Annotated in this window: 26 protein-coding genes and 1 pseudogene; 15 read left to right on the top strand and 12 right to left on the bottom strand. The window is 71.0% G+C overall.

Going from position 1 to position 21,550, the window contains the following annotated elements:
- Positions 1–169: 169 nt before the first annotated feature.
- The gene (locus K6I34_RS09545) at positions 170–886 is read right to left on the bottom strand and encodes an alpha/beta hydrolase (protein WP_229324201.1); all 717 of its coding nucleotides are present in this window, start codon (positions 884–886) and stop codon (positions 170–172) included.
- 35 nt (positions 887–921) lie between these two features.
- Entirely contained in the window at positions 922–1,863 is a 942-nt protein-coding gene (locus K6I34_RS09540; RefSeq protein WP_229324200.1) for a LuxR C-terminal-related transcriptional regulator, read from the bottom strand.
- Between the two features lie 363 nt (positions 1,864–2,226).
- Here K6I34_RS09540 and K6I34_RS09535 point away from each other — a divergent pair, with 363 nt between their 5' ends.
- From K6I34_RS09535 to K6I34_RS09495, 9 genes are all read left to right on the top strand, one after another.
- The gene (locus K6I34_RS09535) at positions 2,227–3,270 is read left to right on the top strand and encodes an Inducer of phenazine A (protein WP_229324198.1); all 1,044 of its coding nucleotides are present in this window, start codon (positions 2,227–2,229) and stop codon (positions 3,268–3,270) included.
- Between the two features lie 179 nt (positions 3,271–3,449).
- Positions 3,450–5,636: an iron-containing redox enzyme family protein gene (locus K6I34_RS38610; RefSeq protein ID WP_229324196.1), complete on the top strand. Its 2,187-nt coding sequence runs from the start codon at positions 3,450–3,452 to the stop codon at positions 5,634–5,636.
- Positions 5,637–5,674: 38 nt separating this feature from the next.
- On the top strand, positions 5,675–7,519 hold the full coding sequence (locus tag K6I34_RS09525; protein WP_229324194.1) for a carbamoyltransferase: 1,845 nt from the start codon (positions 5,675–5,677) through the stop codon (positions 7,517–7,519).
- A gap of 168 nt (positions 7,520–7,687) precedes the next feature.
- On the top strand, positions 7,688–7,831 hold the full coding sequence (locus K6I34_RS09520; RefSeq protein WP_229324192.1) for a hypothetical protein: 144 nt from the start codon (positions 7,688–7,690) through the stop codon (positions 7,829–7,831).
- Entirely contained in the window at positions 7,824–8,804 is a 981-nt protein-coding gene (locus tag K6I34_RS09515) for a TauD/TfdA family dioxygenase (protein ID WP_229324190.1), read from the top strand. The genes K6I34_RS09520 and K6I34_RS09515 overlap by 8 nt, the downstream gene beginning before the upstream one ends.
- A 156-nt stretch (positions 8,805–8,960) precedes the next feature.
- The gene (locus tag K6I34_RS09510; RefSeq protein ID WP_229324189.1) at positions 8,961–10,220 is read left to right on the top strand and encodes an ATP-grasp domain-containing protein; all 1,260 of its coding nucleotides are present in this window, start codon (positions 8,961–8,963) and stop codon (positions 10,218–10,220) included.
- 284 nt (positions 10,221–10,504) lie between these two features.
- Positions 10,505–10,780, top strand: a complete 276-nt coding sequence (locus K6I34_RS09505; protein WP_229324187.1) for a hypothetical protein — start codon at positions 10,505–10,507, stop codon at positions 10,778–10,780.
- Positions 10,777–12,042 carry an acetyl-CoA carboxylase biotin carboxylase subunit family protein gene (locus K6I34_RS09500; protein WP_229324185.1) on the top strand — a complete coding sequence of 422 codons (1,266 nt, stop codon included), beginning with the start codon at positions 10,777–10,779 and terminating at the stop codon, positions 12,040–12,042. Before K6I34_RS09505 ends, K6I34_RS09500 begins: the two co-directional genes overlap by 4 nt.
- A gap of 32 nt (positions 12,043–12,074) precedes the next feature.
- Positions 12,075–12,698: a LysE family translocator gene (locus tag K6I34_RS09495; RefSeq protein ID WP_229324183.1), complete on the top strand. Its 624-nt coding sequence runs from the start codon at positions 12,075–12,077 to the stop codon at positions 12,696–12,698.
- A gap of 20 nt (positions 12,699–12,718) precedes the next feature.
- Here the strand turns inward: K6I34_RS09495 and K6I34_RS09490 are convergent, their stop codons facing one another.
- The 3 genes from K6I34_RS09490 to K6I34_RS09480 all read right to left on the bottom strand — a co-directional run bounded on the left by K6I34_RS09490 (position 12,719) and on the right by K6I34_RS09480 (position 14,388).
- On the bottom strand, positions 12,719–13,066 hold the full coding sequence (locus K6I34_RS09490; RefSeq protein ID WP_229324181.1) for a hypothetical protein: 348 nt from the start codon (positions 13,064–13,066) through the stop codon (positions 12,719–12,721).
- On the bottom strand, positions 13,063–13,608 hold the full coding sequence (locus tag K6I34_RS09485) for a DUF6232 family protein (RefSeq protein ID WP_229324179.1): 546 nt from the start codon (positions 13,606–13,608) through the stop codon (positions 13,063–13,065). The genes K6I34_RS09490 and K6I34_RS09485 overlap by 4 nt, the downstream gene beginning before the upstream one ends.
- 144 nt (positions 13,609–13,752) lie before the next feature.
- Positions 13,753–14,388, bottom strand: coding sequence for a 1,4-alpha-glucan branching protein (locus K6I34_RS09480; RefSeq protein ID WP_229324178.1), 636 nt, complete (start codon positions 14,386–14,388; stop codon positions 13,753–13,755).
- 333 nt (positions 14,389–14,721) lie between these two features.
- Between K6I34_RS09480 and K6I34_RS09475 the strand changes: the two genes are divergently transcribed.
- The 3 genes from K6I34_RS09475 (at position 14,722) to K6I34_RS09465 (ending at position 17,552) form a co-directional block, all read left to right on the top strand.
- A complete protein-coding gene (locus K6I34_RS09475; protein WP_229324176.1) occupies positions 14,722–15,888 on the top strand; it encodes a methyltransferase domain-containing protein in 1,167 nt (388 codons plus the stop codon).
- A 167-nt stretch (positions 15,889–16,055) separates the two neighbouring features.
- Positions 16,056–16,673, top strand: a complete 618-nt coding sequence (locus tag K6I34_RS09470) for a hypothetical protein (RefSeq protein ID WP_229324174.1) — start codon at positions 16,056–16,058, stop codon at positions 16,671–16,673.
- A gap of 96 nt (positions 16,674–16,769) precedes the next feature.
- Positions 16,770–17,552: an SDR family oxidoreductase gene (locus K6I34_RS09465; protein ID WP_229324172.1), complete on the top strand. Its 783-nt coding sequence runs from the start codon at positions 16,770–16,772 to the stop codon at positions 17,550–17,552.
- Positions 17,553–17,577: 25 nt separating this feature from the next.
- Here the strand turns inward: K6I34_RS09465 and K6I34_RS09460 are convergent, their stop codons facing one another.
- Positions 17,578–17,823 (bottom strand): hypothetical protein, encoded by a 246-nt coding sequence (locus K6I34_RS09460; RefSeq protein ID WP_229324170.1) that lies wholly within the window; start codon positions 17,821–17,823, stop codon positions 17,578–17,580.
- Entirely contained in the window at positions 17,820–18,107 is a 288-nt protein-coding gene (locus tag K6I34_RS09455; protein WP_229324168.1) for a hypothetical protein, read from the bottom strand. The genes K6I34_RS09460 and K6I34_RS09455 overlap by 4 nt, the downstream gene beginning before the upstream one ends.
- Before the next feature lie 257 nt (positions 18,108–18,364).
- Between K6I34_RS09455 and K6I34_RS09450 the strand changes: the two genes are divergently transcribed.
- Together K6I34_RS09450 and K6I34_RS09445 are read left to right on the top strand one after the other, a co-directional pair.
- On the top strand, positions 18,365–18,574 hold the full coding sequence (locus K6I34_RS09450; RefSeq protein WP_229324166.1) for a cold-shock protein: 210 nt from the start codon (positions 18,365–18,367) through the stop codon (positions 18,572–18,574).
- Positions 18,575–18,606: 32 nt separating this feature from the next.
- Positions 18,607–18,825, top strand: coding sequence for a hypothetical protein (locus K6I34_RS09445; RefSeq protein ID WP_229324164.1), 219 nt, complete (start codon positions 18,607–18,609; stop codon positions 18,823–18,825).
- Here the strand turns inward: K6I34_RS09445 and K6I34_RS09440 are convergent.
- A complete protein-coding gene (locus K6I34_RS09440; protein ID WP_229324162.1) occupies positions 18,779–19,030 on the bottom strand; it encodes a DUF397 domain-containing protein in 252 nt (83 codons plus the stop codon). The two genes, K6I34_RS09445 and K6I34_RS09440, sit on opposite strands and share 47 nt — an antisense overlap.
- Here K6I34_RS09440 and K6I34_RS09435 point away from each other — a divergent pair.
- The gene (locus K6I34_RS09435; RefSeq protein ID WP_229324160.1) at positions 18,977–19,285 is read left to right on the top strand and encodes an SDR family NAD(P)-dependent oxidoreductase; all 309 of its coding nucleotides are present in this window, start codon (positions 18,977–18,979) and stop codon (positions 19,283–19,285) included. The two genes, K6I34_RS09440 and K6I34_RS09435, sit on opposite strands and share 54 nt — an antisense overlap.
- 314 nt (positions 19,286–19,599) lie before the next feature.
- On the opposite strand, the gene K6I34_RS09430 is transcribed toward K6I34_RS09435, so the two are convergent.
- The 4 genes and pseudogenes from K6I34_RS09430 to K6I34_RS09415 form a co-directional block, all read right to left on the bottom strand.
- On the bottom strand, positions 19,600–19,872 hold the full coding sequence (locus K6I34_RS09430) for a hypothetical protein (protein ID WP_229324158.1): 273 nt from the start codon (positions 19,870–19,872) through the stop codon (positions 19,600–19,602).
- Positions 19,869–20,183 (bottom strand): hypothetical protein, encoded by a 315-nt coding sequence (locus K6I34_RS09425; protein ID WP_229324156.1) that lies wholly within the window; start codon positions 20,181–20,183, stop codon positions 19,869–19,871. The genes K6I34_RS09430 and K6I34_RS09425 overlap by 4 nt, the downstream gene beginning before the upstream one ends.
- Before the next feature lie 101 nt (positions 20,184–20,284).
- A pseudogene (locus tag K6I34_RS38605) lies at positions 20,285–20,401 on the bottom strand (DUF397 domain-containing protein); the annotation flags it as partial.
- Positions 20,361–21,332: a helix-turn-helix transcriptional regulator gene (locus K6I34_RS09415; protein WP_308293983.1), complete on the bottom strand. Its 972-nt coding sequence runs from the start codon at positions 21,330–21,332 to the stop codon at positions 20,361–20,363. The gene K6I34_RS09415 and the pseudogene K6I34_RS38605, both read right to left, overlap by 41 nt.
- Positions 21,333–21,550 lie beyond the last annotated feature (218 nt).

The raw sequence follows: 21,550 nt of genomic DNA, 5'->3' as shown, positions 1-21,550 counted from the left end.
GGGCCGGAGGGCGGGTTCTGAAACGACGGTGCATGAATCACGGCTCCCATTTCGAAGCACCCGCACGCACCGCGTTTCAGGTTCCGGCCGGAGGCCTCGCCCCCGGTCCACAGACCACCCAAGGGGCGCGGGGAACTGCGCGAGAAGCCCCACCGGCCCGCAGACGGGGCTACAGCAGCGGCAGGGACAGCGCCGTCAGCAGCGCTGCCACCGTCGCCTTGCCGCCCGCCACCGCCGCAGCGGACCCGCTGGGGACGATCCGCCGCACGGCCGGGTCGTACGCGCCCATGATGACGCCCGCGTGGTCGGAGGCGGGTTCTTCCAGGTCGACGGGCCAGCCGTGGCCGCCCAGGGCCGCGGCGAACTCGCGGGAGCAGCGGATGTCCACGGGGACGTCCTCCGTGCCGTGGACCAGGTGGACGGGGATCGGGTCGGCGTCGACGTCGACCGAGCGGGTCGCCAGGTCGTCGAGCGGGGCCGTACCCGTCGTACGGGCGGGGACGTCGTAGCGTCCCGCGATACCGACGACCGCGGACGGACGCCACCCGTTCGCGGTGGGCCTGGTCGCCAGACCCACCGCCGCGCCCGCGCCGGCCGACCAGCCCGCGACGACGAGTGGGCCGATTCCGGTTCTCTCCTGTGCGTAGCCCAGGGAGCAGAGCAGGTGCGCGCGGCCGCCGTCCGGTTCGTCGGAGCGCCAGTCCGGTACGAGGACGACCGCTCCGGCGGCGGCCACGGCCTGCGCGACGGGGCGCAGGATGTCCCGTTCGTCGGGCCCTATGCCGTGCCAGAGCAGGAGAGTGGGCAGGGCCGCCGTGGCGTCGGCGCCGTCCGGCGTGTGGATGTCCAGGGTCTTGCCGTTGGGGAGAACGCTTTCGGTGATCATGTGTCGTGGTTCCTCGTGAGGCGTGAGAGTGGTCTCTAGGCGGCGGACTTCGTGTCCGGCGCGTCGTCCAGCAGGCCCGCGCGGGCGATGAGGTAGCCGAGCTGGGCACGGCCCCGGCTGCCCAGCATGTCAGCGGCTTTCTTGACGTGGGCGGACACGGCGCGCGTGCTGATGCCCAGCCGGGCGGCGATCACCTCGTCGGTGTGGCCGCGTACGACGAGCTCCAGCACGGCCCGCCGGGTCGCGTGGGTGAGCACCTCGGGGCTGTGCACGTCGCCTCGCCCGCCCTCGTCGCACGCGGGGCTGGCGCGCTCCCATACGTACTCGAAGTTCTTCAGCAGGTACTGGGTGACGCCCGGGTCCTGGATGACGAGCGCGGCCGTGCGGCGCGACTCGTGGCCGGGGATGAAGGCGATCCTGCGGTCGCAGACGATGAGGCGGTCGATGACCTCGTCGACGGTGCGGACCTGCGCGCCCGCCTCGCTGATCCGCTCGATGTAGGCGAGCGTGGGGCCGTGGGCGCGCACGGCGTGCTGGTAGATGGTGCGTTGCCGTACCCCGCGGGCGCACAGCGCGAGGTCGCGGCCGAGTGCTTCGGCGAGCAGGTCGGGGTCGCGGCCGCCGCCGGGCTGCATGGTGATCAGCTCGTGGCGGCAGGAGCGCACCGCCTTCTCCAGGGCGGCGCTGATGGCGCTCTCGCCGACGATCTGCCGTACGGGAGCTGTTCGTTGCTGCACCTCCTGGTAGACGGTCTCCAGTCGGGAGACGGAGACGCGCATGGAGGCGAGCCGGTGCTGCTGGTTGAGGATGGCGCGCTCGATGGGGCGTGCCCTGTCGAAGAGCGCCACGTCCGGCGGGACGGGTGCGTAGGTGTCGGGTGCGTCGGGTGAGGGGCGCAGAAGGCCCAGTGCGAGCAGACAATCGGGCGCGGGAGCCGGTGCGGTGCCCTGGATCAGCGCCTGCCGGTAGTACTCCATGCCGGGGTGACAGACCTCAGTGCGACCGTTTTCATCGCTTTGCTTCTGACTGATGCACATGTGTTCCCCCTTCGTGTTTCCGCACTACGTGATCATGATGCCATTCAGGGGTGCTAAGGCATATGGCTCTGTGGCTAGGGTCGCGGTTGTTCCGCACCGGAGCAAATATCGCCGGAATGCCGCGAGTTGGGGAGAGTGAATGCACCACGAGATTCAGGTGACTCCAGGCGATTCCGCGTGGGGCGGCTGACCGAATAGCCCACCGGAAGGCCTGGTACCGGAAAACCGGAATACCTGATCCCGGTACACCGGAACATCGGCCCCGTATCACCCGGGAGACCCCCGGCGACAGGAGAGAGTTCCGTGAAGCTGCACCGTGAAGTCCTGACCCCGCAAGTGCTTCAGTATGACGATTTCCACGACCGTGGCGAGACCAATTACCTGCCCTATGTCATGTATTTCGGGCGGGCGGACTACCGCTCGGAGGTGATCAACACCGACCGGCTGGGGTTCCGGTTCTCGCACGGCCCCGCAGGGCAGCGGGCGTCCGTCGGCGGCACCGTGCCGCAGGGCCCGGTCAACCTGCTCGTCGGCGCCTCCACCGTCCTGGGCATCGGCTCCACGAGCGACGCGACCACCATGCCCTCCCGCCTGTGGTCCGCGCACGCCCCCTCGGCCCCGTGGCTCAACTTCTCGGGCCGCAGCTACAACTCGGCCCAGGAGCTGACACTTCTGGCCCTGCACCGCCACCTCCTGCCGGAGATCGAAGAGCTCGTCGTCTTCACCGGCTTCAACAACCTCACCCTCGCCACCCTGCCCTCGTGGCAGCGCGGCGAGCACGGCGCGTTCTTCTTCTGCAACGAGTACTTCGACGCGATGGACGAGATCCGCGCGGGAAGCCGCAAGCCCTCGCCCCGCGGCTTCCTGCGCGGCGGCGACCGCGGGGCCGACAAGGGTGGGCCCGCCCGCCCGGACGAGCCGAAGCGCCCGGTGGCCGAACTGATCGACACCGCCGTCGAGTACACCGTCCGCCACCTGGAGGGGCTGCGGCGCCTCGCCGGTCCCGACACGCGCGTCACGTACGTCCTCCAGCCCATGGCCACCTGGCTGCGCGAGGAGCCCGCCCGCCAGGAGAAGCTGCTCTTCGACGAGCTCGACCGGATCTCGAAGGTCGGCACGTTCGAGGGCCTCTACGGCGACATCGGCGCCCTGAGCGCGGGCCGCGCCTTCGCGGACGCCCTGAGCGCGGCCTGCGACAAGGCCGGGCTGCGGTTCTTCGACCTCAACCCCCCGCTCGCCGAGGCGATCACGCGCGACGACTGGCTCTTCGTCGACCGCTTCCACTACACGGACTTCGGTGCCGACCTCGTCAGCCGCGTCCTCGCCGAGACCATCGGGCTCTCCTGAGCCCCTTCCCGTACCGAGACCGAGAGGGCGTGCCGCAGTGCTGCGCAAGATCCTGGACAAGCTGTTCCGCCGCAAGGCCAAGAAGAAGAACGACGCCTCCATCTACCCCATGTTCTGACCACGGTCGCCGAGAACTCCGGAGAGGAGGCAAGAGGTTGCAGAGACGGACGACGGCGCCCGTGAAAGCGGAAACGGACGCGGAAACGGGCGCAGAGACGGACGCGGCCCGCGACGTCTACGTACGCGCCGCGGACCCGGAGTGCGTCCTGCCCGGGGGCCGCTTCCTGGAGGAGGTACGGGCAGAGCTGCGCAACGCCGTAGCGGACCGCCCCGAGCAGATGGACGTACTGACCGCGCAGGCCCGCGCCTGGGCCGACGAGGAGCGCGCCCGCTACGCCGCGCTGCGCGCCGGTGCCGCGGACGACCCCGCCGGCCGGGACGTCCTGACGCGCCGCGCGGCCCTCGGCTGCGCCCCGCTCGCCCTGCTGTCCGGCGCCTGGCTCCAGTGGCTGAGCGCGCCCGGCAACGCCGACGAGCCCGTGGCCCTGCGCGCGCTGACCACGTACGCCACGGACGTGGGCGCCGGGCACCCCAACGCCTCGCGCGGCAGCGGCTACCTCGCGCTGCTGCGCAGGCTCCTGCTCTCCGAGCACGCCGTGCCCGCCGCCCGCCTCGCGCAGGACCCGCGGATCGGTGACGCGGCCTTCCGCGTGCCCGCCCTGCTCCTCGCCATGAGCCGCAGGCCCGACGACTTCCGGCCCGAGATCCTCGGCGCCGACCTGTGCCTGCGGCACGTGGGCCTGCTGCCCCCGCTCGGCATCGTGCGGGACGAGCACCCGGACGCCGCCGACTGGGCACTCCTCGACCCGGGCACCGCCCGCGCCGGGGGCGGGCCCACCGGGCTGGAGCTCTCCCGCGCGGCCGTCGACGCGCTGATCACGGCCGGCACCGACCGCGACGCGCAGGCCCGGGTCCGGGGCGGCTTCGCCTGGGCGCTGGCCGCGCTGCGCGCCTGGAGCGCCGAGCTGCTCGCCGAGCTCGACGCCTCCCGCGACCCCGCCCACGAGATGGGCGAGCTCATGCGACTGCGCGCCCGCGAAGGCGCCGTCTACCACCACGACTACCCCGTCGAGGGCCGCTCACTCTCCGACTGGCTCGCACAGGCGCGGACCGATCCGGGCCCGCTGCTGGGCGTCCTCGCCCGCAGCAGGCTCGTCAAGCCCGGCCGTTCCGACCGCAGTTCGCTCGTGGGCGGGCTCGTCGGCGAGCGGGGACCGATGTTCCGCGTCTTCGCCCCCGAGGACCTGGCCGTCATCCGCCGCTGGATCGACTCCCTGCCGCCCGACGGTGACGGCGGGAGCGCCCTGCCGGTGGTCGAGCGGCACGGCACGCCCCTACGCCTCCCGTCTCTGTCCACTCCGCTGTCCGGCGGCCGCGCCCCGGCCGACCTGCGCGAGGCGTACTGGATGCTCACCACCCGCGCGGACACGCCCGCGCTGCGCGCCTGGGCCCTCGCCTACGTCCGCGGCTGGCTCGCCCGTTCCCGGCACGGCCTGGGCCGGGCGGAGCGGCAGCTGCCCGCCGTGTGGAGCCCGGCCGGGCTGCGGCCCTGGCTGGCCGAGCAGCACGACCGGCACGGGCAGGAGTTCGAGGCGGGCCTGGAGGTGCCGGTGCCCGACCGCGACGCGCTCGTCGACGACACCGTCCAGCTCGCCCCGCTCACCCTGATCGACGGCAGCTGGCTCCAGGGCTTCACCGACTACGAGCACGCCTCCTCCGAGATCGGCTTCTCCCTCTTCGAGACGTACTGGGACGAGCTCGGCAACGGCGAGGAGAAGCTCAACCACCCGCTGATCTACCGCGAGGTGCTCGCGGAGATGGACGTGCTGCTGCCGCCCACCGGCTCCCGCGAGTTCGCCCGCTGGCCCGGCTTCCGCGACGCCTCGTTCGAGCTGCCCGTGTACTGGCTGTGCGTCGGCCGCTTCCCGCGGACGTTCCTGCCCGAGGTGCTGGGCCTGAACGTCGCGATGGAGCTGTCCGGCGTGGGCGGCACCTACCGGCGGGCCCGTATGGCCTTCCAGAAGTACGGGTTCAGCACCCGCTTCGTCGACATCCACAACACGATCGACAACGTCTCCACCGGGCACTCCGCCTGGGCCGCCGACGCCGTCGACACCTATATGGCGAGCGTCCCGGCGGGCGTCCCGGCGGGCGCTCCGCGCGGCGGCCGCGCCGAGATCTGGGAGCGGGTCCGTACGGGCTACCGCTCGCTCAACCCGCCGACCGGCTTCCTGGCCCGTCAAGCCGCCCGCCAGGCCGCCCGCCACGTCGCACTCCGGGCGCGCCTCGTGCCCGGCGCCCGCTGACCCGCTGACCCTGCTGACCACCCTCAAGGAGGACAGGCATGTCCGAACTGGTCCTGGGCGTCTCCGCCTACTACCACGACAGCGCCGCCGCGCTGGTCGCGGACGGCGTGCCCGTCGCGGCCGCGCAGGAGGAGCGCTTCAGCCGCCGCCGCCACGACTCGGCCTTCCCCGCCCAGGCCGTCGCGTACTGCCTGCGCGAGGCGGGCGTCACCCTGGCCGACGTCTCCGCCGTCGCCTACTACGAGGACCCGAAGCTCAAGTTCCGGCGCGTGCTGGCCACGTTCGCGGGCGCCGCGCCGCACGGCTTCGCCTCCTTCGAGGCGACGCTCCCCGAGTGGCTCTCCTGGAAACGGAACACCGTCGGCACCGTGCGCGACGCGCTCGCGGGCCTCGGGCGGGGCCGTACCCCGGAGATCGTCCCGGAGATCAAGGTGCGGCAGCACCACGAGTCCCACGCGGCGTCCGCGTTCTTCCCCAGCCCCTACGAGTCCGCGGCCGTGCTGTGCATCGACGGCGTCGGCGAGTGGGCCACCACCACCCTGTGGCACGGCCGGGGGCGGAAGCTCCAGCCGGTCGCGGAGATCCGCTTCCCGCACTCGCTGGGCCTGCTCTACTCGGCCTTCACCTACTTCTGCGGCTTCAAGGTCGACTCCGGCGAGTACAAGCTCATGGGCCTCGCGCCCTACGGCAGGCCCCGCTACGCCCGGCTGATCCGCGAGCGGCTCATCGACGTCAAGCCGGACGGCTCGTTCCGTCTGAACATGGCGTACTTCGCGTACCTGCGCGGCCAGGTGATGACCGGCAAGGGCTTCGAGAAGCTCTTCGGCGGGCCGCGCCGCTCGCCCGAAGGGCCGCTGACGGAGCGCGAGTTCGATCTCGCGGCGTCGGTGCAGCAGGTCACCGAGGAGGTGGTGATCAAGCTGGCGCGCACGGCGCGCGAGCGGACCGGTGAGTCCCGGCTCTGTCTCGCGGGCGGCGTCGCCCTCAACTGCGTCGCCAACGGAAAGATCATCCAGGAGGGGATCTTCGACGAGGTGTGGATCCAGCCGGCCGCCGGTGACGCCGGTGGCGCGCTGGGCGCCGCCCTCGCCGTCGCCCACGAGCGCGGTGTCTCCCGCGCCCACCTCGGCTCCGGCCAGGACGCCATGTCCGGCTCGCTGCTCGGCCCGGCGTACGGGGACGACGAGATCGCCGCCTACCTGGACGGCAAGGGCGTCCCGTACACCCGCCTGGAACCCGGCGAGCTGGCACGGCAGGTCGCCCGCACCCTCGCCGAGGGCAAGATCGTCGGCTGGTTCCAGGGCCGTATGGAGTTCGGCCCGCGGGCGCTCGGCGCGCGGTCGATCCTCGGCGACCCGCGCTCGCCGGAGATGCAGTCCGCGATGAACCTGAAGATCAAATTCCGGGAGTCCTTCCGGCCGTTCGCGCCCTCGGTCCTCGACGCGGAGGCGAAGGACTGGTTCGACCTGGAACAGAAGAGCCCCTACATGCTCGTGGTCACACAGATCGCCGAGGCACAGCGGATCGAGGCGGCGGAGGGCGACGCGGCCGGGCTCGACCTGCTCAAGGTGCAGCGCTCGACGATCCCGGCGGTGACGCACGTGGACTCGTCCGCGCGCGTGCAGACCGTCTCCGAGCACGACAACGCGCCGTACCACCGGCTGCTCACCGCGTTCAAGGAGGAGACCGGGTGCCCGGTCCTCGTCAACACCTCCTTCAACGTGCGCGGGGAGCCGATCGTGAATACGCCGGCCGACGCGTATGTGTGCTTCATGCGGACGGATATCGATGTGCTGGCCGTCGGCAATTTCCTGCTGCGGAAGGAAGAACAGCCGGAGTGGGTGGAGGCGCGGGACTGGCGTGAGGACATTCCGTTGGACTGAGCGCTTTTGCGCTCCGCGCGGTTTCGCCTATGAGCTCGGGGCGCGTTGTCGCATGGCGGCTGCCGGTTGTGTGTGGTTGCTCGCGCAGTTCCCCGCGCCCCTGAGGGGCGCAGCCACCTGAGCCGTCGCGCGCCCTCCCGAAACGGATCCTCGAAAGGAAACAGGACTGTGCCCAAGCCCCTGCTCTTTCTGCTCTATTACCTGGTGGTCACGCCCGTCGGCATCGTGATGCGGATGACGCGCGACCCGCTCGCCCGACACAAGGACCCGCGGGCGCGGAGTTATTGGACTCCCGTCGCGGGCCGTGAATGACCGATCGGAGACGACGATGACAGGCGGTGTGCGACTGCCCCGGTACCGTCTCGGCGACGGTGTCCGGGACGTGCTCGGCAAGGAGATCACCGAACGCCTCCGGGACAGCGAGCTGGATTCGGACGCCGACGCGGCGATCCTGGCCGGCGTCGGCGCGTACGCGCTGCGCGCCGTGCTGCCCGGGCTGCTCCTGGACGCCCTGGAGACCTTCCCGGTCGGCGGCTCCCACGCGCTGCTCCTGACCAATCTGCCGGGGCAGGACTTCCCGCCCACCCCGGTCACCGGCTACGGCGACGAGCCCGCCCTGGCCGTGGTCAACGCCCTGCACTTCGGGCTGCTCCGGCTCCTCGGCACCACGCCGTTCGCCGTCAGCTACGAGAACAAGGGCCGCCTCATCCGCAATGTGGTGCCCAACCCGGAGGCCGCGGGCACCACCAGTTCGTGGGGCGCCGACTCGGAGTTCTTCTGGCACTCCGACAACCCCCACCTGCCGTTCGGCGAACCGGGCTCGGACCCGCGCCTGTTCGTCCCCCGCTACCTCTCCTTCTACGCCGTCCGCAACCACGAGCGCGTACCCACCGAGCTGACCCCCGTCGAGGGCGTCGCCGAGGGCCTCGACTCCTGGCACCGGCGGCTGCTGGAGAGCCCGCACTTCACCGTGGGCGCCCCCGCCTCCAACGACCCGGAGGCCACCGAACGCCCCCTGGAACACACCCCACTGCTGGAGACCGGCCCCGACGGCCGCCACCGCATCCGCTACGACCAGGGCACCACCCGCGCCCTGACCGACGACGCCTCGCTCGCCCTGGAGGCGTTCCAGGAAATGCTCACGACCATCCCGTCGACCGGGCTCGTCCTCGACGAGGGCGACTTCATGGTCTTCGACAACTACCGGGTGCTGCACCGCAGGCGGGCCTTCAGCCCGCATCCGGTGGTTGCGGCGCGGTGGTTGCGGCGCTGTTACGCGAGTTAGCGCCTGCCGGGGCGCCTACCGGGGTGCCTCTTGTTCGCCGTGCGCGACTGCGGGTCCGTTGTGGCTGGTCGCGCCCACGCGGCGGAGCCGCAAATACAACACAGCCCCGCGCCCCTGACGGGGCGCGAACCCTTCCGTCATCGTCAAGGAGTTCCCATGTCGCGAAAGTTCCGCGTAGCAGTCATAGGCGGCCGTCCCGCCCCCATCGCCGGGGCCAAGGAGCTCGGGATCGATGTCGTGCTCGTCCATGAGAAGGGCGCGTACGACGAGGCGATCGCCGTGCACACCGAGCGCATCGTACACGTCGCCTCGATCGCCGACGGCCCGGCGATCCTCCAGGTGCTGCGCCCGCTGCACGAGGAGCGGCCGTTCGACCGGGTGATCACCACCACCGAACCCGCCGCCGAGTCCACGGGGCACGTCGTGGACGCCCTCGGCCTGCCCGGTGTCTCCGAGCACACGGCCCGGGCCCTGAAGGACAAGGCCCTCACGCGCGAGCTGCTCGCGAAGCACGACCTGAGCCCGGTGAAGTACCGCATGGTGCACGGCCCGGAGGAGGCGGCGGAGTTCCTCGCCGAGGTCGGCGGGCCGATCGTGCTGAAGCCGGTGGACGGCGTCGCCAGCCTGCACATCCACTGCATCGCGGACGCGGACGAGATCCCGGCCGCCTGGGCGGCCTTCCAGGCGGCGGGCATCGCCGCGCCCATCGCGGAGGAGTTCCTGGAGGGGCCCGTCGTCAGCGTGGACTCCATCTCCTACGGGGGACGCCATGTGCCCATCGGCTACTCCGAGTACCGCATGAACGACCGGTTCGTGGAGTGGGAGGTCTCCACCCCGAGCCGCGTCGCGGTGCCGTGGCTGACGGAGCTGCGCGAGCTCACCCCGCGCCTGCTGGACGCGGTCGGCCTGACCGAGGGGCCCTCGCACAGCGAGTTCGTCCTCACCCCGAACGGGCCCCGGGTGCTGGAGTCCCACGCCCGCCTCGCGGGCAGCGGCGCCCCCGAACTCGTACGCCGCGCCTTCGGGCACGACCTCAACCGCTACTTCCTCACCGTGCCGCTCGGCATCGACACGATCCCCGAGACCTCGCCGGACCCGATCGGCGGCGCCGCGGTCCGCTTCTTCACCCCGGACCCGGGCACCGTGCGCTCCGTCGAGGTCGAGGAGGACCTCGCGATCACCGTCCGACAGCTCCCCAAGGGCGAGGTCCCGCTCGTCTTCCTCCCCTACCTGGACGAGCTCCGGGGCGACGAGGTCGCCGTCGTCATCCAGAAGAGCCCCGGGGACGAGGTGCCGCCGCTGCTGACGGTGGCGGACTGCACGTCGGGTTATGTCATCGCCACGGGTCTCGATGCGGACGATGCCGTCGCGAAGTGCGACGCCATCAACGAACGCATCCACTTCCACGTGGGCTGACCCTCCCCCGGGGCTCCGCCCCGGACCCCGCTGCGCCCACCGGGGTGCCTCTTGCGCTCCGCGCGCGGCTGCGGGCGCGTTGTGGCCGGCCGCGCAGTTCCCCGCGCCCCTGAAGCCCGGGGCTTCGCCCCGCGGCCCGTAAAGGGTGCGCAGACCGGGCCCCGGGGCGAAGCCCCGGCTTTTAAGGGGCGCGGGGAACTGCGCGACAAGCCCCCACCGGACCTGCGGCCGCGCGCGCAGCGCAAGACGCACCCCGGTAGGCGCAACCGAACGACAGGAGAACCGTGCACAGCACCAACGCAAGCGCAGCCAGCGCAGCGAAACTGCTCGCCTCCGCCCACCAGGCCGTAGCCGACGGCTACGGCTCGGGAAGCGACGCGGACCACCTGGTCCGTGTCGCGTTGCACCTGATCGAGTGCGCCACCTCCGTAGTCGGCAGTCTGCCCGGGAACGATCTCGACGCCGCGCACGAGGCCCTGGGTTCGGCCCGCGCCGCCGTGCTCACCGCCACCTATGCCGTCCGCAGCGTTCATGACCAAGCCAGAGGGGAACAGCCGTGACCGACCACATCCTGGTCATCCACCGGTGGCGCGACCGGTACGCGCTGTACGAGGACTACGTCGACCACGGAGCGCACCGCGTCACCTACGTGACCACCGCACTGGGCCGGGCGTCCGTCCCCGAGAGCGCGGCGGGCATCGTCACCGTGCGGGCCACCGACGACCTCCGCCAGGTCAAGGAGGCCGCCGACACCCTCTCCGTGCGCTTCGGCACCCCGGAGCGGGTCGTGGCGCTCAACGAGGGCGACCTCGACACCGCCGCCCTGCTGCGCGCCCACCTCGGCTGTCCCGGGCAGACGCCGATGGAGCTCGCGCGCTTCCGCGACAAGCTCACCATGACCGAGATCGTGGCCGCCGCGGGCATCGGCACGCCCGCGTTCGCGGACGCCCCGGGCCCCGCCGCCGTACGGGAGTTCGCCGACGCCTACGGCTGGCCCGTGATCGTCAAGCCGCGGCGCGGCACGGCCAGCCGGGGCGTGATCCGCATGGACTCGGCGGACGACCTCGCCGCGCTGGACGCCCTCGACCCCGAGGACCGGATCGTCCAGACCCTCTGCCCGGACCCGGTCTTCCACCTCGACGGCCTGTGGACCGGCACGGAGCTCGGGCCCTGGCGTGCCTCCCGCTACGTCAACACGTGCGCCGGCTTCACGCACGGCCAGAGCCTCGGTTCCGTCGAGGAGGACGACCCCGCCCTGCTCGGGCCGCTCGGCGCGTTCGTGGCCGCGGTGGCCAAGGTGCTCGGCGGGCGCCACCCCTGGGTCTTCCACCTGGAGGCCTTCGTCGGCACCGAGGCGGGCACCGAGGCGGGCACCGAGACGGATGGCAAGACGGACGGCAAGGCAGGCGGCGCGCCGCGGATCACGTTCCTGGAGGCGGGCTGCCGGGTGGGTGGCGCGGAGATCCCGTTCGTGTGGCGGGAGGTCCACGGCGTCGACCTGATGGCCGCCGCGGTCGCCGTCCAGCTCGGGCGGCGCCCCGAACTCGCCGAGCTGCCCGCCGGCCGTACCGGCGGCTGGCTGCTCGTGCCCTCGCCCGTGCCCGCGCCCTGCGAGGTCGTCGGCACGACGCTGCCGTCCGCCGTGGGCCCGGCGCTCTACGCGCAGGTGGTGCCGCGGGTCGGCTACGTGCTGCCGAAGGCCGGCGGATACGAGCATGTGGGGGCCCGGTTCCGTTTCCGCGGCGGCACAACTCACGAGGTGGAGAAGTCCATTCTGGCCACAGCCGACCAATTCGCCCTGGAATGCGCTGCGGTTGAATGACGGGATCGTCTGTCAGCCAGGAAAGGAACCGCATGATCAGCCTGCACGCGTTCATCGGCATGGCGGCCGTCGCGCTCGGCATGGTCCTCACCCCGGGCCCCAACATGATGTATCTGGTGTCCAGATCGGTCACCCAGGGCCGCAGGGCCGGGCTGATATCGCTGCTGGGGGTCGCCGTCGGCTTCTTCGTCTATCTGCTGGCCGCCATCGCGGGGATCGCGACCCTCTTCGCGCTCGTGCCCGCCGTCTACACGGCGGTGAAGCTGGCCGGTGCCGTCTATCTCGCCTATCTGGCGTGGAAGGCGCTCAAGCCCGGCGGCGTCTCGGCCTTCGACCCGCAGCCGCTGCCGCCGGACCCGCCGCGCAAGCTCTTCACCATGGGGCTCGTCACCAACCTGCTCAACCCCAAGATCGCCATCCTCTACATCTCGGTGCTGCCGCAGTTCGTCGACCCGGACCAGGGCTCCGTGCCGCTCCAGAGCCTGCTCCTGGGCCTCACCCAGATCGCCGTCGCGGTCACCGTCAACGGCCTGATCGCCGTATCGGCCGGCTCCATCGCGAGCTTCCTCAAGCAGCGGCCCCGGTGGCTGCGGATGCAGCGGTACGTGATGGGGACGATGCTGGCGGGCATCTCGGTGCGCGTGGCGACGACGTAGGCGACGTATGCACGGGGGGATCAGGAGTTGAAGAGCGCCGCGACCTGGTGCACCGCCGCGGTCACGGGGGCGCCGATCTCCCCGACCACCGCGGCGACCCCGGCGATGCTCCGCAGCGCCCGGCGCAGGGCGCCCGGTTCCGCCGCGCGCCCGGCCCGGACCACGCGCAGGGCGTCGTCGAGGATGCGGCGGTCCTCGTCCGGGACGCGGCCGCGCAGCGCTGTGACGGCGGCGACGAGGGCGTCCCGGGGGTCCTGCTGCTGTTGATACTGGTTCTGGATCTTTCCCACGTTGTCGTGCCCGTGGACGGTGAACTTGTCGCCGCCGACGTAATCGCCGCCGACGTAGTCGCCACCGCTGCCGGTCATGCGCCCACCTGCTTTCCCATGTTGTTCTCGCCGAAGACCTTGAACTTGTCGCCGAATACCTTGTCGCCGGAGATCACGTCGCCGAGGATGTTGGTGACGGTGGTGTGATACCTGGCTTCCGGGTTGTTGATCGCCTTGGCGACCTGGTCGACGATTTCGCGCATTTCCCGCTCGTCGGTACTGCCGAGCACGGCGAAGGGGCTTCCCGACGTGCCGATGTAGACCGCGTAGCGCGTTCTCATGAACAGCACCCGGAGCATCCTGAAGGCGAAGAAGGCGACCAGCGCCAGGGCGACGGGCCGCACCAGGGTGCCGTACCCGTATCCGTATCCGTACCTGTGCGGGATGTTCGTCCTCGCGAGGAGCACCAGCACCGCGAGCAGGATCGCCATGGAGGAGAGGAAGCGCACGATCGCCGCCATGCGCCGGGGCACGTACTCGACCGTCATCGCGACGGCTATGTTCTGCACGGGATAGGCCGCGCCGCCTATCCAGAGAATCCGGTCCTCGATACGCACCTGGACGACCTTGTTCCGGGCCATGGCCGCGCCTCCCCCGATGACGGGCGCGCCCCGAGTGCGCCGTCTCACTCGAGAATCGTGGCGAAATCCCGTCCCTGCAAGGTGCTTCAGGGGGCGCATCGCTTAGCCGCACGCCCCCTTTTCGCGCCGCCGATGGGCCTGTGCTCAGCGGCGCAGGGAGAAGAACACCCCCCGGGTGCGGGTGCCGTCCGGAAGGGACCAGTGGCCTGCGACGTGCCCCATGGCGTCGGCGGGGCAGGCGTCGTCGCCGTGCCGCAGTACACGGTGGACGCGGACCGTCAAGCCGTCGGGACCGGCCAGCTCCGTACCGTCACGGCCGTCGGCCACCTCGAAACCCACCGGCAGCGGCCCCGTACCCGCGAACGAGCGGCCGATCTCGTGGTCGGGCGTGTCGCTGACGCTCTGCGCCTGCGCCTGTGCGCGGCCCTCGATCAGGGCGACCAGCTCAGCGACCAGCACCGGGTCGTGGCAGCCGTCGTACGCCCACCGGTCGCCGAGCACACCGTGCTCCATCGTCGAGACGAGGGCGTCCTCGGCCCCTTCCAGCGGGGCGCCGCGATACGTGAGCGGGCACAGATAGGTGACCGGCTCGGCGTCCGCCACGTCGGTCATCACCATGAACTCGATCCCGACCTCCCCCTCGGGATCGTCCAGCCGGAACCCACCCACCCGCTTCAACTCCGGACTCCCACTGCCGCGGTACCAGCTCCGGGTGGGCAGCCAGGCGGTGAGCATCTCCTCTTTGGACGGGGCGACGGTGGTGCGGTGGATGACGGCCATGCGGCGGCTTCTTTCGTCGAGCGGTACGTGTGCGGTACGTGCGTACGCGCGGCCCTCATCCTGACCGGCGGGGGATGCGCACGCCAGGATCTTGATCACGGAACCGGTGCCGGACCGTGCGCCTCAGGGAGGGGGTCTGGCTGCGGAAGCGTGCGACTGTCACACTGCGGTCACTCCCTAAAACGACGATGGGCGGTGTGCCATGGGCGGACGGGACGACAACCAGGAACCATCCGACGACGACCGCGAATGGGATCAGAGCCAGGACCGCGACCGCGTCAGCGATTACGAGAACGATCGGTCCACCGATGACGGTGACGCGCCCTTCCGCCGATGACCACCACCATCGACTTCACCACGCTCCGCCGCGCCTGCGTCGTCGCCCTCCAGAACTCCGGGCAGTTCGGCGCCGACTGGGTTCGTGACGCGGTCGGGACGGTGCCGAGGGAGGCGTTCGCGCCGTCCAGAGTGTGGCTCTCGGACAAGGGCCAGGGTCAGGACGGCCTGTACCCCCTCGTCGACCGCGATACCGACCCGGCTGCCTGGGCGCGGGCCGTCTACCGTCATGACCAGGCGCTGATCACACAGGTCGACGACGGCGTCGGTGCCGAAGCACCTGCCAGCGCGAAGGACCGTTGGCTGTCCTCGTCGCTGTCCTCGTTGCGCGTCGTCGCCCGTCAGCTCTCCCACCTCGGGCTCGAACCCGGGCACAAGGTGCTGCACATCGGCACGGGCACCGGCTACGACTGTGCCTTGCTGGCCCACCGCACCGAGGCCCGTAGGGTCACCACCCTGGAGATCGACCCCGCGCTCGCGGCCCGCGCGCGCCGCAATCTCAGCGATGCGGGGCTTCCCGACGTACGTGTCATACACGGCGACGGCGAACACGGCTGGCCCCCCGGCGCTCCCTACGACCGAGTGCTCGCGACGGCGTCGGCCATGCGCGTCCCCTGGGCCTGGGTCCGGCAGACAGCCCCCGGTGGCGTGATCCTCACCCCGTATCGAGGGCTCGCCCTTCCTCGCCTCACCGTCGCCGACGATCGCGGCAGTGCCACGGGACCGGTCGTGGACGCCATGTCGTTCATGACCCTGCGCGGCCAGCGCGGCACGGGCCGCCCGGACATGCGCGAGACGATCGACGCGACCCTCCCCGAGGCCGAGCGCCGCCGCACGGACACCGACCTGGCGCCGCTCGACGGAGAGCTCGCCGCCGAGTTCCTCTTCCACGTGCTCGTCCCGGACGTCGCTGTGGCCTTCGGCAAGAGCACATGGTGGTTCGAGGCGAAGGACGGCGCGTCGTGGGCGGCGTGGAAGCAGGACGGCCGTGGTCGGCAGTGGGGCGGACGCCGCCTTCTGGACGAGGCGGAAGCGGCCGTCGCGGCCTGGAGCGAGGCCGGACGCCCGGCCCTCACGGACCTGGGCGTCACCGTGACGCGTGCGGGCGACCGGATCTGGGCGGGCACTCCCGAGGGGCCCTCCTGGCCTGTTCCGGGCCGTTAGCGCCAAAGGAGGTCACGCGCTCGCTTCACCACCTCCGGTCGCACGTTCGGCGGACCGGGGGTGCGGGCGGACGGGGTGCGGCGGACGGTGGAGGAGATCTGTTCGCTCCACCTTTACGAGGGGAGACCGCCGTGCGGCGAAAACCTGGGACACCCCGGCCACGGACCATGGTGCTGGGAGGTGTCGCGGTCGCGGCCGTCGTGGCCGCGCAGGCGCTCGCGCGGATGGCGTTCGCGTTCGACACGCTCTCGCTGCCGATCGTCGGCGGTGTGGCCGAGTGCACGGTGACCTGGCACAAGGCGGGGGTCGCGATGCGGCCCGCGACGCCGGGCTCGGTGCCCTCGTCCTACGCGCTGTCGGATGTCACCGGGACGCTGAACGTCGCGGGTGACCCGGTGGCGCTCGCCCTGGACCCCGCGCGGTTCGCGCAGGCCGTGAGCTATACGGCGGCCGGTACGGGAGGGTTCACCCTCACCGACGCGCAGGGGCACACCGTCGAGCTGTCGGAGCCGGAACTGACCGCGCCGCTGGACGGGTTCACGTACGTCGTGAAGACGCCGACGACGCCGTCCGGCACCCGGATGGCCGTGTTCGGGTATCCGGACCCCGCGCGGCTCGACCCGAAGCTGACGTCCGAGACGCCGCCCGAGATCACCGTGGACGGGAGCGCGTCGCTCGTCGCGGCGTCGGAGTTCGCGAAGGCCGTCAACGACGCGTTCGGCAGGGGGAGTCTGGCCGAGGGAGCGCCGTTCGGGACGTGTACGGGGCAGGCACGAACGGGATAGGCCCTACGGCTCACCGTTCCGCGAAGCGCGACGAGCCGTCACGTCACCTGAATGCCGGGCGGCGGTGGGCTTCGGGGTAACGCGTACGGGTACGTGGTGGAGGTGGACACAAACGGAAGACCGCTGTCGGGGTGTGCCGCGCTGGTGACGGGCGCGTCGAGCGGGATCGGCGCGGCCACGGCCCGCGCCCTTGCCGGGCAGGGCGCGGCGGTCGGGCTGGTCGCGCGCCGTGCGGAGAGGCTGGAGGAGCTGGCTGCGGCGATCCGCGAGGAGAACGGGGACGGCGCCACGCGCGTCGTCGTCCACACGGCGGACCTGACCGATCCGGAGCAGGCCCGGGGCGCCGTCGAGGGCGTGTCCCGCCGCCTCGGACGGCTGGACGTCCTGGTGAACGGCGCCGGCTTCATGGCGCGGGGCGCGGTGGAGGAGAGCGACCCGGACAACTGGCGGCGGCTGGTCGACCTCAATCTCACCGCCGTCCTGCACACGTCGCAGGTCGCCCTGCCCCACCTGCTCAGCGCGGCGGCGAACGGCCCGCGTGGGGTGGCCGACCTGGTCAACGTCAGCTCGGTGGCGGGCCGCGTCCCCCGCCGCAACAACAGCGTCTACTCGGCGACCAAGCACGCGGTCGTCGCCTTCAGCGAGGCCCTCCGCCAGGAGGTCACCGGCCGCCGCGTCCGCGTGGGCCTGGTCGAACCGGGCGTGACCGCCACGGAGATGACGGCGGGCGGCATGGGCGAGCTGGTCATGGGCGGCATGCCGCAGGAGGACTGGCTGCGGGCGGACGACATCGCCCGCGCGGTCGTCTTCATGGTCACGCAACCGGCCCACGCGGCGGTCAACGAACTCCTGCTCCGGCCGACGGCACAGGAGCTGTGACGGCCGCCCATCGGGTTGCTCATGGTCAGTGGATGACGCGCAGGATGGTCACGATGACCACAGCAGGGCTGACCTCGTACCGGATGAACGCGACCGAGCCGATCGCGGCGTCCCGCCGGTCGCGGCTTCCGCTCGCCGGGGTCGATCCGCACCCGTACGGGTCACGGGCGATTCTGCCGACCCCGGTGTCGAAGAGTTTCCTGTGTTCGGCCGAGAGCGCGTCACGGCCTGCCCTGGCCTCGTTGGTGTAGGCCACCCGGTAGGCGCTCAACCGGCGCTCCTGTACGCGTCGTCGAGTTCGTCGGCGAAGACCACGCCCGTGAGGTCTCCGGCCTTGAGCCGGGCGACGGCGTCTTCCTCGTCCTGATCGTGCGCGGTGGGGATACGCATCGCCCACGACATCAGCAGCATGTGCAGCTCGTCCGCGTCGGCGTTCTCCGCCTCGGTGGTGAACCGGTCGCGCAGTTCCTCGGGGAGGGCCTGGCGGATGCCGGTGATGGTCGCCGGTACCTGGACCGTCCCGCCGGTCATGTGCATCGTGAAGGTCTTGGGCACGTGCCTGCTCCTCGGCTGACGGGGCTCCCACGGTAGCCGGGTCCCGGTGGTGTCCGCAGGATCTCAGGTCTGGCCGCCGGGCCTCCACTGCCGGGCTGGAACGGCGGCCATGTGGGTGCTGTGGGCGGATCCTGCGCTACGAGTTCTGCCGACGCGCGGGGCCGGGGCGTCGGCGATACCGTGGGATCGGTAAGTCGTTTCTACCGGTATGTCCGCTGCTGTCAGCAGGACGCCGCCCTCACCCTCCAGGAGGGGCCGTGGCTACAGGCAAGGTCAAGTGGTTCAACGCCGAGAAGGGCTTCGGCTTCATCGAGCAGGACGACGGCGGCCCCGACGTCTTCGTCCACTTCTCGGCGATCGAGGCAGGTCCGGGCTCGTACCGCTCCCTGGAGGAGAACCAGAAGGTGGAGTACGACGTCACCCAGGGCCAGAAGGGGCCGCAGGCCGAGAACGTCAGGCCGCTCTGAGCATCCCGTTACCGAGGCGCGGGGAGGACGCGATGACCCACCGGCATACCTTGAGCGTGCTCGACTGGCATGACGACGGGTCCTCCACCTCGTCCGTCTGGGTGGTCAGCGCCGATGAGCGCGAGCGCGTCAGGGATTTCCTGGGGCGCGGCCCGGACATGGAGGGCGTCGTCACCCCGGAACAGGCGGACGAGGCAAGGACGATCACCCGGTCCTGGCTGACCTGCGCCAACGAGGACTCCCCGGCCTGAGCCCCTGCCCAGGGGCGCAGCCCGCCGCGAGTGCCGACCAGGTGGTCGGCGGGAGTATGAGGCCGGGGCCGGGGTTCTTGCTGTCACGTATCGCGACGGCGCCGGTGGAAGGGGCGGGTGCGGGGGCCCATTCGACGTCAACGTCAGCTCGGTGGCGGGCCGCGTCCCCCGCCGCAACAACAGCGTCTACTCGGCGACCAAGCACGCGGTCGTCGCCTTCAGCGAGGCCCTCCGCCAGGAGGTCACCGGCCGCCGCGTCCGCGTGGGCCTGGTCGAACCGGGCGTGACCGCCACGGAGATGACGGCGGGCGGTATGGGCGAGCTGGTCATGGGCGGCATGCCGCAGGAGGACTGGCTGCGGGCGGACGACATCGCCCGCGCGGTCGTCTTCATGGTCACGCAACCGGCCCACGCGGCGGTCAACGAACTCCTGCTCCGCCCGACGGCACAGGAGTTGTGACGACCCCGCGTGCGGGGGCGCCCCCGCACGTCAGTTCTGCCTGTCGACCGCGCCCGGGCTCCGAAATCATGGCCGTGCCAACTGTGATCGAGGGAGCGCCATGAGCGACGACGACAGCTCGAACCCGCCGCCTGCCACGCCGAACCCGAGCCCCGAGCGACGGCCGGGCCTGTGGGAGCGCCTCAAGCGCGCGTGGAACGGGGAGGCGGAGGAGGACTGAGAGGGCGGGCCTGGCGGGTGCGGGAGGCGTCCGCCAGGCACAACGGCTTTGCGGGCGTGGTCTGCCCCATCGCCGCGAAGTGAGTCGTCTGCGGTCAGCCCGGGATGTGCAGCAGTTTGATCGTGATTACGGCGCCACCTAGCTCCGGGCTTCCTGCGACGAAGCATTCGGCTTTGAACAGGCCGCGTTGATGGAGCTTGGCGAGCCCGTTGCGGTCGAGTTGCGGTGCGCCCGCGGCAAACGGGTTGTCGGCGAACGCACGTAAAGCGGCCACGATCTGTCGGAAGCGATCAGGGTTGTTCTTCAGGACGTCGTCGAGAGTACGGGACGCCTGCTCGCTGTATTCGAGGGCGAAACGCTTGCTCATGCGGCGGTGTCCTCACTCAGCCCACGCTTGGTCATGAAGTCCTCGTGGGTGGTGGTGTCGACGTGATCGCCGCTCTTGACCCGTGCGACGGTCTCTGCCGCCTCGGGGTCGTCGGAGAGGGCGTCCCACAGCCACTCCGCGAGAAGTTCGGATAGGTTTTCGACCGGAGTGTTCTCGGCGGCCTCGGTGAACGCCTGACGCCGCCCTTCGGGCAGGAACTCGCGCACGGCTTTGATGGTGGCGGGGACGTGGATCAGCTCCCCGCGGTAGGTGGTGGTGAAGACCGGAGCCTTGTTGGTCTCGGCTGGCATGCGTACCAGTATGGCCACCCTCGGTGACATTCGCAGGATTTCCAGCTGAGCCGCCGGGCCCCCACGGTCGGGCTGGGGCGGCGGCCGAGCCGTGGACAGCTCTACGGGCGCAGCCTGCCGACGAGTGCCGACCAGGTGGTCGGCGGGAGTATGAGGCCTGGGCCGGGGTTCTTGCTGTCACGTATCGCGATGGCGCCGGTGGAAGGGGCGGGTGCGGGGGCCCATTCGACGCATTGGCCGGCGTCCCCCTCGCTGTAGCTCGACTTGGCCCATTCCAGGCATTGCCCGGCGTTGCTCCCGCTGTAGCTGGACTTCGTCCATATCGGGCCCGGTGTGTTGCGCATGGTTGTACTCCTCCAGAACATGTCGGATGAGGACTTGAGTCGCGGCGGGGGACAGGGAATTGGCGCGCAGACGGTCGTACGCGGCGCGTGCTTCCGCAACCACGTCGGCTGAGTCGTCGACCGTCCCCCGGCCGTAGGTCTCCTGGTACAGGATCTCGGTTCCATTTGGTCGTGTCATCACGTCGAACGGCCTGCCCCGCGCTGGAGTGCCCGCGCCGAAGGGGAAGACCTGGATGGTGATGTGCGGTGATTCCGAGGCTGTGAGCAGGTGCTGGAGCTGGCCCCGCATGACGTCCGCGCCTCCCACGCTTGACCGCAGGGCCGCCTCTTGCAGGATCACCCACAACGACGGCGGGTTGTCCTTCTCGAAGAGTCGGCGCCGTTGCATTCGTTCTTCCACGAGCCTCCGGATTTCTGCCGGATTCTCACGCGGACGCGCGGATCGGAATACGGCCTCCGCGTATTCGGCGGTCTGGAGCATCCCCATGACGAACAGCACCGAGTAGTCGCAGATCGCCAGCGCCTGCCGCTCCAGCTCCAGATACGGGACGAACCACACCGGGTGCCGGTCGTACTTGGATCGCTTCTGCATGCGCGTGTAGATGCCAGGCGTGCCGAATACCTTGTCGGCCTGCTCGGCGAAGTTGGCGGACGCGAGCTGGCGCCCCGATTCGATGCTGCTGATGTAGGGCTGTTTGAAGTGCATCTCGTCGGCGAGCTGGTGCTGCGACCACCCGCGTGCCAGCCGCGCGAACTTGATCTCCTGGCCGAGGGCTCGTCCCCAGCTCACCGGCTCACCGTTCATGCGTTCAATTCCCCCTATTGCAAAGGTGGTTGAGATCACTCCGGCCCTGGTCAGCGTATCGGCGGAAGGGGAATCTGGCCCCACGGTTGATACTGAGGTTGAACTCGCGATAGCGGCTGGTCGTGACGGCTCGTGATCCCTGCGGTATGCCGTGTTCATGAGGTACGCGCAGGGAGGCGGGCTGACGCCGAAGGGGCAACAGGCCCGGGAACGGGTGC

It is taken from the genome of Streptomyces sp. UNOC14_S4, assembly GCF_020740835.1.
Taxonomy (GTDB): domain Bacteria; phylum Actinomycetota; class Actinomycetes; order Streptomycetales; family Streptomycetaceae; genus Streptomyces.
The sequence above is the reverse complement of the archived record's forward strand: the minus strand, read 5'-3'. Positions and strand labels throughout refer to the sequence as shown.

Coding starts and splice junctions, on each gene's coding strand:
- K6I34_RS09470 (WP_229324174.1), top strand. CDS start 16,056: ATGGTGCTGGGAGGTGTCGCGGTCGCGGCCGTCGTGGCCGCGCAGGCG.
- K6I34_RS09415 (WP_308293983.1), bottom strand. CDS start 21,332: ATGAACGGTGAGCCGGTGAGCTGGGGACGAGCCCTCGGCCAGGAGATC.
- K6I34_RS09475 (WP_229324176.1), top strand. CDS start 14,722: ATGACCACCACCATCGACTTCACCACGCTCCGCCGCGCCTGCGTCGTC.
- K6I34_RS09510 (WP_229324189.1), top strand. CDS start 8,961: ATGTCGCGAAAGTTCCGCGTAGCAGTCATAGGCGGCCGTCCCGCCCCC.
- K6I34_RS09545 (WP_229324201.1), bottom strand. CDS start 886: ATGATCACCGAAAGCGTTCTCCCCAACGGCAAGACCCTGGACATCCAC.
- K6I34_RS09490 (WP_229324181.1), bottom strand. CDS start 13,066: ATGACCGGCAGCGGTGGCGACTACGTCGGCGGCGATTACGTCGGCGGC.
- K6I34_RS09425 (WP_229324156.1), bottom strand. CDS start 20,183: ATGCCAGCCGAGACCAACAAGGCTCCGGTCTTCACCACCACCTACCGC.
- K6I34_RS09540 (WP_229324200.1), bottom strand. CDS start 1,863: ATGGAGTACTACCGGCAGGCGCTGATCCAGGGCACCGCACCGGCTCCC.
- K6I34_RS09445 (WP_229324164.1), top strand. CDS start 18,607: ATGACCCACCGGCATACCTTGAGCGTGCTCGACTGGCATGACGACGGG.
- K6I34_RS09485 (WP_229324179.1), bottom strand. CDS start 13,608: ATGGCCCGGAACAAGGTCGTCCAGGTGCGTATCGAGGACCGGATTCTC.
- K6I34_RS09430 (WP_229324158.1), bottom strand. CDS start 19,872: ATGAGCAAGCGTTTCGCCCTCGAATACAGCGAGCAGGCGTCCCGTACT.
- K6I34_RS09525 (WP_229324194.1), top strand. CDS start 5,675: ATGTCCGAACTGGTCCTGGGCGTCTCCGCCTACTACCACGACAGCGCC.
- K6I34_RS09480 (WP_229324178.1), bottom strand. CDS start 14,388: ATGGCCGTCATCCACCGCACCACCGTCGCCCCGTCCAAAGAGGAGATG.
- K6I34_RS09495 (WP_229324183.1), top strand. CDS start 12,075: ATGATCAGCCTGCACGCGTTCATCGGCATGGCGGCCGTCGCGCTCGGC.